Origin of the sequence: Brevundimonas sp. UBA6550 (assembly GCF_002434505.1) — a bacterium.
In the GTDB taxonomy this organism is placed as follows: Bacteria; Pseudomonadota; Alphaproteobacteria; order Caulobacterales; family Caulobacteraceae; genus Brevundimonas.
The window spans coordinates 371,610-384,371 of sequence record NZ_DJKE01000012.1 but is presented as its reverse complement, the minus strand read 5'-3'; the positions used below and the strand labels follow the sequence as shown (position 1 = coordinate 384,371).

Sequence of the window (12,762 nt, the reverse complement as noted above, 5' to 3'; positions counted from 1 at the left end):
CGCCGCCTTATCGGCCGCCGCGTCCAGCGACGGCTGCGCCTGGCTGGACGCGGCCTGTAGAGCGAGCTGTGAGGTCGAGGTCGGCGTGTTCGTATTATCCATGACGGGTTCCTTTCGACGGGCTTGTCGGAGGGCGCGATGCTGCGCGCTCGGAAAATCCCGCCGCCCGAGCTGATCGGGCGGCGGGGTCTGCGATGCGGGCGAGACTTACTTGAGACGGCCGGGGATCAGTGCTTCCGGGCGGGTGCAGATGTGCAGACCGTTCGTCTGGCCTTCCAGGTCGATGTATTTCTCGCCCGTCGGGTCGAGGGTCGCCATGGCGTAGCGCGGCAGACCCTTGCGATTGACGGCCGAGAACCACGGCGCCGGGGCATAGCGACTGATGAACAGGCCGGGGATGCCCATGGGAATGAAGCGACATTCGTCCGCATCCATTTCGACATCACCGTAACCGGGATACTTCTCCCAGATCACCCCACCATAGACGAAGGACTCGGACGGATCGCCCCGCAGATCCTTGGCCTCCATCGTCGCGAGATAAGTCTCGCGGACTTCGGGGTGATTGGCGACCTGCTCGTACAGATCCTCGCCGCAGGGCGCCCAAACCCCGCGCACGGGTTTGTTGCCAAGGATCTGACGCATCTGCGTGCGAAGGCCGGAGAACTGTGCACGAAGCAAGCCGGACTTTTCGGCCGTCCAGCCGGTGCGGTCGAGGTCGATCTCGATCGCAGCAGGTTCGGTGACCTCGAACTCGTCGTAGAGGTCGAGCAGCACGCTGCCGTCCTTGTCCAGGATCAGTCCCTGAATGGCGCCGAGACGATGATATTCCTCAGTCACCGTCAGAGTGTCATCCATCGTCTGAAGCTTCTCGTCGCGGGCCGACTCGATCCCAACCATTTGGTCTTCCGACCCAAACTCACGCACGTCCTGAAGTTCGTCCGCCATCAGGCGGTCGCGCACGGGCACGTGCGGAATGACCAGAGGAATGCCCTGGCGCGTCGGATCCTTCATCGGCGTGGGATCCGCGCCGCGCGGCAGGACGGGGGCAATGTCCAGACGCGAGTTTTTGCGCTCGATGACAACGGACGTCGTCGGCACGCCCTGCTCTTCGAACAGGCCCAGCTGGGCGATGCGCTGCGGCGGGGTCTCGGTGGCGTTGATCGCCGCCGTCAGGGTGGTGGTTTTGAAGAGGCTCGACTTGAAGACGTTCACCAAAGACATGGTCGGTTTCCTTGCGTGTTGGCAGCCGACGGCCGTCAAGGCGACGTCGGTGAAAAGAGACCGGCCCGGCCGCTGGCCGGGCCGAGATGAGGGAAGAAGGCGCCTTGATCAGAAGCGGGCGAGGACACCCTTCGCGGCCAGCTGGGCGACGGCCGCCGCCTTTTGGTTGTCCGTGGCGCCGGCAGGCCAGACCAACTTGGCAAGGGTCACCTCGCCATCCCGTTCGAAGCTGACGCCATCGACCTTCTCGGTCGTGGTGACGTAGTCGTCGAAGGCGATGCCGGCGGCGGTCTGGCTGCCGTCGGTGGCCGACGGCGCCAGCTTCACATAGTCACCGCTTGCCGTGACCTTGCCGAGCACTTGGCCAGCGAGGAGCGTCTGCGCCAAGCCGACGACCATGCGCTGGCGCGACCGATAGCCATTGGCTTCGGACAGGATGAAATGGCCCGCACCCGGCGAGTCCTTGAGGATGGTCATGAGAGGTCTCCAGATCCGGCGCCGACCTGCGACGCCTTCAGGCGATTGAGGTTGGAAGGCTCAGGCGAGGCTTATTTGACGCTGCCCTTGGCGCGCTCGGCGCGGCGCTTGTAGATGGCCGACGGGTCGAGACCGGAAGACGCCGGCTTGCTGGACGTCGAAGCATCGGCGCCAAGTCGCGGCGAGCCCTTCAGCGTCGCTTCGAGACGGCGCGCCCCGCCGCCGGAATAGGCAGCCGACGTCTTGCGGAACTGGGCATAGGTCAGCCCCGCTGCAATCGCCGCCGTCGCCGCCTTCGGGTTGGCTTCAGCTTCGGGCGAACCAGCGATTTTCTCGGCTTCGGTCTGGACGCTGTCTTCATCGCCTTCAGCGGCGTCATCCGCTTCAGCATCGGCGTCATTGTCGTCGGTGCCGTCGTCTTCAATTTCGGCATTCGGCGCGTCGGCGTCGTCTTCATCGTCCGCCGGCGGTGCCTCCTGGGCGGCCTCGGCCTTCAGTCGAGCGACTTCAGCTTGCGCCCAGCGGGCGACGGCCTGGGCGGCAGCCAGAGCGGTGCTCGCGGACGGCTTGCCGCCCGCTTTCGGTGTCTTGGCCACGGGGGCCTCCTTTGCAGGGGAAGCCGAAGCGCGGTCCCGCGCGCTGCCGGCCGATGCTTGTGAACCCGGGACGGTGTTGGTTTTGGAGCCGGCGACCTGATCGCGCAGCTCAGAGAAGGCGCTCTCTTCCGAAGCGATCGCATCGACCAGCTTCAGGCCCAGGGCGGATCTGGCGGGGTCATCGTGGTGACCCATGAAGACTGCCGCCTGGGTCGCCAGAACTTCCTCGGGCGAGAGTTGAGGACGGCCGGCGACGACGTCGGCGACGAAGTCCCTGCCGCACTGGTCGATCTCGGCCTGAAGGTCCGCGCGCGCGCGATCTGACAGGGCGGCGAACCAGGCTCCGTCGGTTTTGGCGTCACCGAACTGGATAGGCGTTATCTCGACGCCGGCCTTTTCCAAGGCCCCCGACCAGTTCTCATGCACGATCACCGCACCGATCGAACCGACCAATCCGACGCGGCCGGCGACGATCTTGTCAGCGCCAGAAGCAATCCAGTAGCCGGCGGAGCAGGCCATGTCCGCATAGACATGGATGGGCTTGCCGCCGCCTCGCGCGCTGTTCTCGCGCATGTATTCAGCCAAAGCGGGAAGGCCGCTGGCGACGACGCCGCCCGGCGTCGCTTCACGGATGAAGACGGCTCGGACGCGGTCGTCCTCGTTGGCTTCGCGCAGACCCTGAAGGATGGTGTCGTAACCGTGATAGACCTCGCCGCAGAACATCTCGCCGCGATCGAGCAGCGGCTTGTCGATCTGCATCAGGGCGACGCCGTCTTTCAGCGTCCAGCAGAAGCCGAAGTCGTCAGGCTCGCCAGCATACAGCGGCGTGTAGGCGAGACGGGTTTCCATGGGGACGGGCGTGTAATCACCATCGTCGTCCATGGCGGTTGGCTGGCGGTTCAGCCCCGCCAGTTTGCGGATCAGGGCGGAGAAGCGGCCGGGCTTCACGCTGGCTTCGGCATCGACATCGCGCACGCGGTTGGCCAGCTCGAAAGCAGCGCGCGGCGTGAGCAGAAGGGGACGGCCCGCGTGGCGGGTCGCCAGACTGGTCAGGTTCGACATGAGGTGTCCTCAGATGGCTCGAAAGCCGGTCAGGCCGCGACGGGCCGGGCATCCAGGAAGGCGTTGTGATCGACGCTGTCGGCGACCGCAGCGACCCGCGACATGGCTGAGCGGCGCGCGGAACGCGGTCGCTCATCTCGCTGGCGATCCGCCTCGGGATCATCGTCCGGCACGACTGGATCGCCGTCGACCGGCAGGCCCAGTTCGCGCTTGTAGGCGTTCTCGCGGGCCTTCTGCTCGAGCTTGTCTTCCCAGTTGGAGCCGTCGTACTCGGCGCACTCGTCTTCCATGGTCGTGATGCCCTCTTCCATCCGACCAGCCGCCGCCAGCAGCTCCTTCGTGGGATCGATGTGGCCGCGACCAGGACCGCGCCAGCGGCCTTCGACATAGGCGTCGATCGCGTCGTAGAAGTCGGGAGCGCCTGCCGGCAGCTGGATCGCGCCGATGTCGATCGCCTCTTCCAGCCAGGCCGCAAAGAAGGGCCAGACAATCTGCTGCTCGATCAAGCCGCGCAGAGCGAGCGTTTCCTTCCAGGCGATCATGAGGGCCGCCCGCGCCGACGAATAGTTCGTCGTCGAGAAGTCCATGGACAGCTCTTCGTAGGTGACGCCGAGCGCCGCCGCGATGAGCCGCAGGATCGCCCGCGTGAAGCCGTCGAAGCCTGAGGTGTCGCGGGCCGTCGTCTGCATCTGGACTTCGTCATCCGGTCCCAGAACGGGGAAGCGGACGCCCTGAACCTCGACCGGGTTCTCGTCGTAAAAGTCCTCGCGCTCCGCCGCAAAGCCCGACATGTCGTCGGTGTCGAACGAATCCGAAACCGCCGACGGACCAGCATTGGACTTGATGAAGCCGAGGAAGAGGGCGTTGAGGGCCGCCGCCTCGATGGTCTTGTCGGTGAACCGCGAGAAGCTCTTGAACAGCTTCAGCACCGAGGCGAACCGGGTGACGCCCCGTGTCTGACCGGCACGCAGCTTGTCGAACGCATGCAGCACCTGGGGCCGCCCCAGATTGGTCGAGTAACGCTCCCACGACGTCCAGTTCATGGACACGCGACCGGCGCCCATGCCGACGTCGTCGGGGTGACCCTCGCGGATCCAGTAGCGGATTGGCGCCTGGTTCCAGTTCTTCTCGACACCTCCGCGCAAGGTGGGCGTGTCCGGCTTGCCGTGAGGGTTCGACAGGCGGTCGGGATCCACGACACGTAGGCGCGTCTTGTATTTCGTCAGCTCTTCCTCAGCCCACTCGACGAGGCCCAACATCTCGCCGTCGTTGAAGATGTGAGCGGCCGACAGGCGCAGCAGCTGGCCGAAGGTCAGGGTGCGTTCCGCGTCGGCGCAGAAGTGGATGCCGTAGGCGTATTGCTCCCACTCAGCACCGATCGCCTGGCCCAGCTCGCGCGCCGCCTCATAGCTGATGCCGAGCGCGCGATGGTTCGGCTTTGACGTGAAATCCCAGCGGAAGCCGACGGACGCATTGACGACCCGCATGGTGGCGGACGCGCCGACGCCTTCGTTCCGACCGATGTCACGCGATTTGGCGATGACCTCATCGCGGTCATCCAGCCAGTCGGCATCCGCCGAGCGGAGGCCCGGCCGCCAGTTTGCATGCACGCCCTCGCGGCGCGCCGCTTCATAGGGTCGCTCGAACGCCGTAGGCACATGAGCCACCGACGCCGAACGGGTGGAAGGATAGGCAGGGCCGCGCAGGCCGAACACGCCGCTCATCGGCCCCACCGGAAGGTGATCGCACCGCGACGACGCGACCGTCCAGTGAGAGCCTTGGCTTCCAGAGCCTCGATCTCGCCATCCAGACGCTTCAGATCCGCCGCCGCCATATCCTTTGAACGACCATTTGAAGCGACCTTGGACACCGCCCGACCGCTGATCTGGGCGTCGCGGTCAGCCCGCAGGCGGGCGAGACGGATCACATCGTCATCGGTCAGCGCCATGGTCAGCCTCGTTTCTTACGGAAGAACCGACGTTCCGACGAACCCGGTTTGTCATTCGCCGGCGGCGTCGGATCGGACGGCTCCAACGCAACTGCGGACTTCGGCGACGGCTTTTCACCCGAGAAGAGGTCAGGCGCCGATGCCGAGGCCTGGCCGCGCGCAGCGGCGCGTGCGGCCCAATCCACATTCTCTGCGCCGTTCTTAGCCGGCGCGCCGACCCCGAGGCTCCACGCCAGCGCGCGGGCGCCGACCCAGATGTCCACCCACTCGTTTCGGTCCCGCAGCTTTTTCCACCAACGCTTGATCTCGCCGGTGCGGTCGTCGGTTTCCTCGGCCAGACCCTCTGCCGTGATCTGCTGCGCCCAGGCCTCGTCTTCGGCCATGGACCAGTGTCCCCGGCCTTGCTGACGGACCGCGTAGCCCGCTTCGGTCGAGAGCTTCAGGGACCAGGCCAACATGGCCTTCAGTTCCCATGTGCCGGAAGGCCATAGCTTGACGCGCCCCTTGACCCGGCCCTGCTCAACCACCTTGACCGGCTTGGCCTTGCCCAGGATCGGCACTTTCCAGCCCGGCCGGCCATCCATGGCGTAAGACCGGGGACGCCCGCGACAGAAGGAATAGGCGCGCTGGGTTCTGAAGCCGGTGTCGACGCCAAACGCCTCGATCCCCAGCTCGCCGCCTTCGGCATGGGGGTAGGTTCGGCGGTAGATCTCGTCGAGTTCGAACCAGACCTGGTCGCCGGCTGTGTCGCCCGGAATGACCCAACGATCGATGACCCACCACTCGCCGCCCGGCCCCCAGGCGATGGCCCCGCCTTCGAGGTAGGCACCCTGGACGTCGGTGAAGGCCGTGACGTATTCCGCCCCTGCCGGGACGATGGAGTGTTCGTATGGCTCGCGTAGGCGGTGAAGTTCCTCCCAGCTCATCGCCTCGACCGAAGGATCCCAAGCGCGGCCGAAGGTCTGCTGCTCCAGGGTCTTCAATTCCGCTGGCGACTTGGCGTCGGCGATGGACTTGGCGATCTTCGCCCAACTGATCAGGCCGCAGTACGCCTGCCAGATGTAGTAGCTGGGCTCGCGGCCTTCGCAGTTTCGGCGCGTATAGCCATGGACGTCTTCAGCTGCGACGAACTTGGCTGGCGCCGGGTTATCCTCGTTCTGGCTCGGGAAGGTGGGCAGCCAGATCCCGGCGGGGCGGAACGTCAGCATGTCCGTCTCTTCCAACACGCCGCCGCATCCGCCCTCCGAGGGAGGGCAGACGAAGTGATGAGGCGTGCCGTTCGGCGAGGCCGGTTTGAAATCCTCCGGCTCGAGGTGGAAGAAGCCGGTGCAGTGAGGGCACTGACCATAGAAGCGGCGCTGGTCGCCCGCCTCTTCGGCCTTTGAAACTTCGCACTCGCCCAGTACGGACGGCGTCGAGATCATCAGTTCCTTGGAACCGATCACCGAATAGGCGGCCTGACGTTCACGCGCCTGGGCGACCGGGGAGCCGCGCTCACCAACATCGACGAGGGCGTTGCCGACCTCTTCCAGGATCAGGTTCCCGGTCGAGATCATCTGTAGTTCTTTCGGTGACGCGAGGTTGAAGAGGCGGATCTGCGCGCCCGTCTTCAGCGTCTTCTTCTTGCCGTCCGACATCGGCCGGCCACGGATGACGCGGCGGTCGATGCGGTCTTTCAGCCGGGGACTATCGTCCAGCAGCGGCTCGAGCTTCAGCTCGTTGTATTTCGTGATCTCGCCCGCCGAAGGCAGGCCGATGGCGAAGGATCGCGGATTGTTCTCGACCGACCAGCAGACCCAGAGCTGTCCGACCGTGCTCTTTGCGGATTGCGCCCCACCTCGAATGGTGACCCGCGATGCCGGATCGTCAGGGTGCAGCCTATCCAGCGGCTCGCGCAGATACTCGACGCCGTCGAAACTGATCGGCCCCTCTTTGGGCGTGTTCGTTCGCGCCGAAAGGATAACCGGCCCGCCGTCAGCGCCGCCCGCAACCCACTCTGAAATGCTCGTTTCAGGGGCGGGCGCCATCGCCGCCGCCACACCCGCGTAGACCGCCGCAGCGGCCAGCGACATTGCGGTCATCGCGTCAGGGCGCAGCGGCCTGGTCGGCGGCGATCATGCCGGAGACAGACGGGTGCAGCTGCGCTTCGGCCGCCACCTTTAGTTTGGCTGATGCCGCTGCCTGGGCATCCTTTCGCGCCTTGCGGAAATCAGCAGCGACAACGCGGCCGTGGCGGGTGGCGATGGACATCTCGACCCGCTCCAACTCTGTCACGAAGGTCTGCATCACGCCGTTGATGACGGCCAGAACGTCAGCCGCCGGCACAAGGTCGCCCTCGGCCAGTGCGTCTTCACGTTCCTTGTCGCGGACCTGAAGCTGTTTCAGGCGAAGGTTGGCCTGCTGGATCTCCGAGGCGATGCCGGGCGTCAGCGGTACGCCGCCGCCATCATCATCGTCCAGGCCAGTTGGTGCAGCATCCTCCGGGACCATGTCGCGCCGCCCTATCGACAGCGTGTTACCCGAGCGATGAAGGATCAACGCCGCGAGATCGACGTATCGGCATCGGCCTTCTTTTCGAGAGGCGATGTCGGGGTTGCGAGCGAGATACCTCGACACGTTCGAGGCGTCGATCTTATCACCGCGCCGCGTCAGTTCGGCCGCCGCCTGGGCGACGGTCACAAAGCCGGACGGTGCTGACTGCATCCGTGCGTTCATGTGCGTTCACCCGTGCGCTAAACCCCATCCGTGCGCGATCCGTGCTATGCGCATTTTAGGTCTTCGCTTGAGAAGTTACGCGCCCAGCACGACCGTATTGCTCACAGGGAAGGGGGAAGGACCCGTGATGCGAGCCGGTCGCAGGGCGGGGAGTGCGAAGCCCGCCTCGGCAGGGCCGGGCGGGCTGGGGTCGCACCTCTGGAAGTGAGGGAACGGATGCACTTAGCGTTCCCGTCCGACAACCTACATTTTCTCGACCGATCGAACTTTGTCGGAAAGTGTAAGTGCCTCGATCAGCAGCGACCGATTCGTCTGCCACCGACGACCGCCGCCCGTAAGCCCCCGAATGCTCTCACCCCGACCGGCGACGGCCTGAAGCACGGCGGCCTGTTCCGGCGTCAGCGCCGCGTGCTTTCTCGACAGCAGCGCGCCGGCCTGTCCTCGCTCGATCGCCGCCGCCATTGGAGCCTCTGGATCCGCCCATGCCCGGCCCACGCGTGGCTCGATCGTCGCGACGCCGATCGGCGCGCGGGCCGCCTCGACAAGCTGACGATACTCGTCCGCGATCCGCAGCTGGTCATCGTCGAGGTGCCCGGCCCGATAGAGGCTGGCGATCCCATCGATGCGCCGCGCACGCCGGACGGTCTGAACGTCGAGGACGGGCTGACCCTTCAGCCGCGCCAGCCCGCCGTTGTCGTCGCGCCGGAACTCGCCGACCGCCACCGTCTCGACCTCGAACGCCTCGCCGCGCGCCTCGGCCCGCAGCAGCGTGTCCTCGATCGCCGCCTCGACGGCCGCCCCATCGCGCGCCGCCTTCAACTGCCCCTCGACCAGACGGACCAGCATGGCCGCCTTGCGTCGCTCAGCCAGGCCGCCGCCGGCCAGACGCTCGGCTTCCATCAGCGCATCCCGCTGCGAAGGGCGTAGGGTCACGCCTGACACCACCACCTCGACCGGACCAGCGACGCGCCGCGCCCGGCTGGCCTCCATGCGCGCCAGCTGCTCTGCGCTCAGCCGCATCGACATCGCCGCCTTACCCATGCGCCGCCCCCTTCGTCATCACCCGGACGCCCAGCGCCTTCAGCGCCGAACCCGCCCCATCCGTCAGGCGCTGCGCCCCGATCTTCGTCGCGGCGACGACCGCGCAGAGCCCTTCGTCCCAGCCCGCGTGGTTGAGGTAGCTGGCCACGCCCGCTTCCCCCATCGCGTCCATGACGGCCGCCCTCACGTTCGCCGGTCCCGCCCAGCCCAGGACGATCGGGGCCTGCGCCAGCGCGCCGTCGTCCGGCAGCCAGGCCATGAACCGATCCTCATCCAGCCAGCGGTCCAGGTTCATCGCCTTGCCCCGCCCGAAGTCGGGATCACGAGCGACACAGGCCCGAACCGCGCTCAGCATCCGGTCGTCGGTTTCACGGCTGCGCTCGACGGCGTTGAGCCATGACGCCTCGACCCGTGGCGGGGCGACCCGCTCCGGCGCCTTCGTCGCCCAAGCCTTCCCAGCAGCCTCACTCGCGCGCACGCTCGCGGAGGGTTTAAACCCTTGAGTAATTCCCTTCCCTATTTGGGTGACACCCGTGTCACCCCGTGGGGTGACAGATGCGACATCTTGGGGTGACACCGTGTCACCCGGCGACCCCGGATTTTCCCCGCCTTGGGGTGACACCCTGTCACCCCGCGCCGCCGCCCGTTCGGCCCTGCGACGACGCGCCGTGCTTGCGTGACCCGTCTCCAGCGGCAGCTGATAGTAGGGGTACAGACGCCCCTCCATGTTCTTCTTTTCGCCCGTCGCCTTGATCAGCGACATGGCTTCCAGCGCCCTCAGGCCGCGCTGAACCGACCGCTCCGAGACATCCATCTCCATGGCCAGGACGGGCACCGAGGCCCAGCCTACGCCCAGCGCATCGACGTAGGACGCCAGATGCACCAGCGTCTGTTTGGCGTTGCGATCCTTCTTGCCAGCCGCATCGACGCATTCCTGCGCCTTGGCCCACGTCACCGCCACGTCGCTCATGACAAGGCCCCCAGCGGCGCGCTGGGCGTCTTCAGGGCCAAGGCGCTGGTCCGCTCTATCGGCGGCAGGTCCGCCGCCGCCACGCGGGGCCGCAGCACCGTCTCCGGTGCGACCACAATCCGCCCGCCCTCGACGGCTTCCAGCGTGCTGATCGCCCGCCCCAGCTGCCCCATCTCGTTCAGCGTCTGGACCATCAGCGCGTGCTGATGCTTCGGATCTTCCGCCCGCAGCGCCTCATCGCTGGCGATCTGACGGCGCACGTCCGCCACCGCCCGCAGCTGCTCGCGCAGCAGGTTCAAGGCCGCCTCGAACGCGCCGGCCTCCCCAAGCTTACTCACATCCACCCCCGTTCCTGGGCCAGCCAGGTCGGCATGGTCCAGATGTTCTCGTCGCGGCCCTCGCCGCGTTTCGCATGCGACTTCGGCGCCCACTGCGCGTCGCGCCGATCGTTGGTCTCGGCCAGCAGCCACGCCTTGTCGGTCTGCCCGTGCACCACCATCGCCAGGGCGATCTCGCCCGCCTTCGCCGCCGGCCGAGGCGTCTCGCCGAACAGGTCACGCATGCTCCAACTCCCACAGGAGCTTGCCCTCGGTCGGATGCCTATCGGTGCGCCGGCGCGACGGGGTGTCCCAACTTCGGCCTTTGACTGCGGCAATCATCGACCATCCCGCCGCGCGCAGGCTGACTCCGCTTTCGCGGGCCAGCGTGTAGGTCCCGATCCTCCGATACCCGAGGGCCATTGCGGCACGAGCGCAACGGGACAGCAGGAAGCTCGCCGTCCCATTGGCATGCGATCTCCCATGACGATCCGTGACGCTCGGCAGATCGCTTCTCACGCACAGCCGTGAGATCTCAGCCGTCAGCCCATCGTCCCGCATCCGCGCAACCGGCCGCCCGACGATGGCGACCCCAACGAGATCCGCATCGCGGTAAGCCCCCAAGCTGAAGAGGTGACCGACAGGCGGCGGGTGATGACGATGATGAGCCAGGACAAAAGCCTGAGCCTCGCTTAGACCAATCCGCTGGTGGCGAAGGCTCGTCATGCCGCCACCTCGACGATGGCGGGCACGTCAGGCCCGAATACGACCCGCCTCAGCGCGGCCGCTGCATTCGGGCGCATGCGATAGCCGACGCCCCAAACCGTCTCGATCCCGTCGTTGATGCCGACCGCCGCCATCGCCCGGCGCACCTTGTGCACCGTGACCTTGGCGCTTGTGCAGGGGTCGGCAAGGTCGTCGAAGTGTCGGCAAGTCGCCCTCGCGATCGCGTCGTAGCGGACCGCGCGCCCCTCGCGCTCGACCAGCAGGATGACAGCCTGCGACAGCAACGGGGCCAGACGCAGCGTCCTGGACCAGCGGTCCCGAAGCTCGCCGTGGACGACAACGTTGCGCTCTTCCGACGCCTGTCGCCGCCATTCGGCCAGCTCATCCTTCATCTGCGCCAGCTCGGCCGCCAGGAGGTCGCATCGCTCACACATCTGGCGACCTCGCGATTTTGGCGAAGGCGATCACCGCATCGCCCTGATCCATCCAGGTCCGCCAGCGCAGGGCGGCGAAGGCCTCCGGATCATGGTCGGCGGCGCGGAAGGCCAGCACGTCCGGCGCGCAGTTCAACCGACCGACGCCCAGCATCTTGCCGGCGCGACTGGTGACGCCCATCACCACCCCGTCATCATCGACGGCGGCGACGGGCCAGGCCGCCCACAGCCCGACGGTGGCGTTCAGGCAGACAACGACGATGTCACCCGCAGCCGCGACGCGGCGCACGCGGACAGGCTCGCCGGCCGGGCGAGCGGGGAATTCGACGATGTCGGCGGTCATGGCTCGGCCTGCCCGCTTGCTTTGATGCGGACGGCCGCTTCAGCCGCCTTGCCGCAATCCGCGCCGTTCCTCGAACATGAAGGGCAGTAGACGTCGCTGTCGTCGCCCCAGCTATCGGTTCCGCAGTCGCCGGAAGAACCCTGCCATCCGCATCCGTCGCATGACGCCGGATAGAAGGGTTCGATCACCGTGACGATCTGCCCATTGGGATAGCGATATTGCGTCATGCCGCCCTCGCCAGTTCGGGCTTCAGGCGGCTAGCCAGCGCCTCGACGTCGACGTCAAACAGGTCAGCCAGGTCGCCGATCGGCACGCCGCGCGAGAGGTAGATCCGCGACCAGCGCACCATGTTGTCGCTGACGGCCTTCAGCGTTTCGACCGCGCCGGACGGCGCCGGCGTCGGCCGCGAACGAACCGGGTTTGTCGCGGCGGGACGGGGGCGATCGGGTTCGGGGGGCTGGGCGGGCGGCGGTGGCGGGGGCGAAGGCGGTGGGGCAAGCGGGCGATCCGGGCGCGTCTGAACCGGCGAGGGCTTACGCGCCGACGCATCCGCGTCCGCCGCCTTTGGCTGAGGGCGCGCGCCATCCGGCACGCCGCCAGTCCGCAGCGCTTCGGCGACGGTCAGAAGGTGATCCGCATCGATGTCCGCGTTGCGCAGCATGGACGGGGCCAGCCGCGACCGATCGACCTTGAACACCTCGGCGACATCGCGCGGCTTCAGCTTCAGCGCCGTCATCAGGCCCGCCGCCGCGATCAGCCGCGCGCGTTTGTTGCCATGAGCAGGGCCGAACACGGCCTGTGGATCCGCCCCCGTCATCCGACACGCCGCCACGACCGCGAGCGCCACATGGGCGGCGGAAATCTGCGCGCTCATGCGGGCCTCCGGCGCGACGGCGAAACCGCGCTCAAGTA

Annotated in this window: 16 protein-coding genes; all 16 read right to left on the bottom strand. The window is 67.0% G+C overall.

Annotation, left to right across the window (positions count from 1 at the left end):
- Nucleotides 1-207: 207 nt before the first annotated feature.
- On the bottom strand, nucleotides 208-1,212 hold the full coding sequence (locus tag B3Z70_RS15315) for a major capsid protein (protein WP_292045954.1): 1,005 nt from the start codon (nucleotides 1,210-1,212) through the stop codon (nucleotides 208-210).
- Nucleotides 1,213-1,329: 117 nt separating this feature from the next.
- Nucleotides 1,330-1,698, bottom strand: a complete 369-nt coding sequence (locus tag B3Z70_RS15310; protein WP_292045856.1) for a head decoration protein — start codon at nucleotides 1,696-1,698, stop codon at nucleotides 1,330-1,332.
- A gap of 71 nt (nucleotides 1,699-1,769) precedes the next feature.
- On the bottom strand, nucleotides 1,770-3,356 hold the full coding sequence (locus B3Z70_RS15305) for a S49 family peptidase (RefSeq protein ID WP_292045855.1): 1,587 nt from the start codon (nucleotides 3,354-3,356) through the stop codon (nucleotides 1,770-1,772).
- A 29-nt stretch (nucleotides 3,357-3,385) separates the two neighbouring features.
- Nucleotides 3,386-5,080 (bottom strand): phage portal protein, encoded by a 1,695-nt coding sequence (locus B3Z70_RS15300; protein WP_292045854.1) that lies wholly within the window; start codon nucleotides 5,078-5,080, stop codon nucleotides 3,386-3,388.
- Nucleotides 5,077-5,304, bottom strand: coding sequence for a hypothetical protein (locus B3Z70_RS15295; protein WP_292045853.1), 228 nt, complete (start codon nucleotides 5,302-5,304; stop codon nucleotides 5,077-5,079). Before B3Z70_RS15295 ends, B3Z70_RS15300 begins: the two co-directional genes overlap by 4 nt.
- Before the next feature lie 2 nt (nucleotides 5,305-5,306).
- Entirely contained in the window at nucleotides 5,307-7,376 is a 2,070-nt protein-coding gene (locus B3Z70_RS15290) for a terminase gpA endonuclease subunit (RefSeq protein WP_292045852.1), read from the bottom strand.
- A 13-nt stretch (nucleotides 7,377-7,389) separates the two neighbouring features.
- Complete coding sequence (locus B3Z70_RS15285; protein WP_292045851.1) at nucleotides 7,390-8,019, bottom strand: hypothetical protein; 630 nt, start codon at nucleotides 8,017-8,019, stop codon at nucleotides 7,390-7,392.
- Between the two features lie 243 nt (nucleotides 8,020-8,262).
- Nucleotides 8,263-9,060, bottom strand: coding sequence for a hypothetical protein (locus B3Z70_RS15280; RefSeq protein WP_292045850.1), 798 nt, complete (start codon nucleotides 9,058-9,060; stop codon nucleotides 8,263-8,265).
- A complete protein-coding gene (locus B3Z70_RS15275) occupies nucleotides 9,053-10,030 on the bottom strand; it encodes a hypothetical protein (RefSeq protein WP_292045848.1) in 978 nt (325 codons plus the stop codon). The genes B3Z70_RS15280 and B3Z70_RS15275 overlap by 8 nt, the downstream gene beginning before the upstream one ends.
- Nucleotides 10,027-10,368: a hypothetical protein gene (locus B3Z70_RS15270; protein ID WP_292045847.1), complete on the bottom strand. Its 342-nt coding sequence runs from the start codon at nucleotides 10,366-10,368 to the stop codon at nucleotides 10,027-10,029. The genes B3Z70_RS15275 and B3Z70_RS15270 overlap by 4 nt, the downstream gene beginning before the upstream one ends.
- Nucleotides 10,365-10,592 (bottom strand): hypothetical protein, encoded by a 228-nt coding sequence (locus B3Z70_RS15265; protein WP_292045846.1) that lies wholly within the window; start codon nucleotides 10,590-10,592, stop codon nucleotides 10,365-10,367. Before B3Z70_RS15265 ends, B3Z70_RS15270 begins: the two co-directional genes overlap by 4 nt.
- On the bottom strand, nucleotides 10,585-11,073 hold the full coding sequence (locus B3Z70_RS17220; RefSeq protein WP_349679896.1) for an XF1762 family protein: 489 nt from the start codon (nucleotides 11,071-11,073) through the stop codon (nucleotides 10,585-10,587). The genes B3Z70_RS15265 and B3Z70_RS17220 overlap by 8 nt, the downstream gene beginning before the upstream one ends.
- Complete coding sequence (locus tag B3Z70_RS15260) at nucleotides 11,070-11,465, bottom strand: helix-turn-helix domain-containing protein (RefSeq protein ID WP_292045845.1); 396 nt, start codon at nucleotides 11,463-11,465, stop codon at nucleotides 11,070-11,072. The genes B3Z70_RS17220 and B3Z70_RS15260 overlap by 4 nt, the downstream gene beginning before the upstream one ends.
- A gap of 34 nt (nucleotides 11,466-11,499) precedes the next feature.
- Complete coding sequence (locus tag B3Z70_RS15255) at nucleotides 11,500-11,850, bottom strand: hypothetical protein (RefSeq protein WP_292045844.1); 351 nt, start codon at nucleotides 11,848-11,850, stop codon at nucleotides 11,500-11,502.
- Entirely contained in the window at nucleotides 11,847-12,077 is a 231-nt protein-coding gene (locus B3Z70_RS15250) for a hypothetical protein (RefSeq protein ID WP_112863723.1), read from the bottom strand. The genes B3Z70_RS15255 and B3Z70_RS15250 overlap by 4 nt, the downstream gene beginning before the upstream one ends.
- The gene (locus B3Z70_RS15245) at nucleotides 12,074-12,724 is read right to left on the bottom strand and encodes a hypothetical protein (RefSeq protein ID WP_292045843.1); all 651 of its coding nucleotides are present in this window, start codon (nucleotides 12,722-12,724) and stop codon (nucleotides 12,074-12,076) included. Before B3Z70_RS15245 ends, B3Z70_RS15250 begins: the two co-directional genes overlap by 4 nt.
- Between the last annotated feature and the right edge of the window lie 38 nt (nucleotides 12,725-12,762).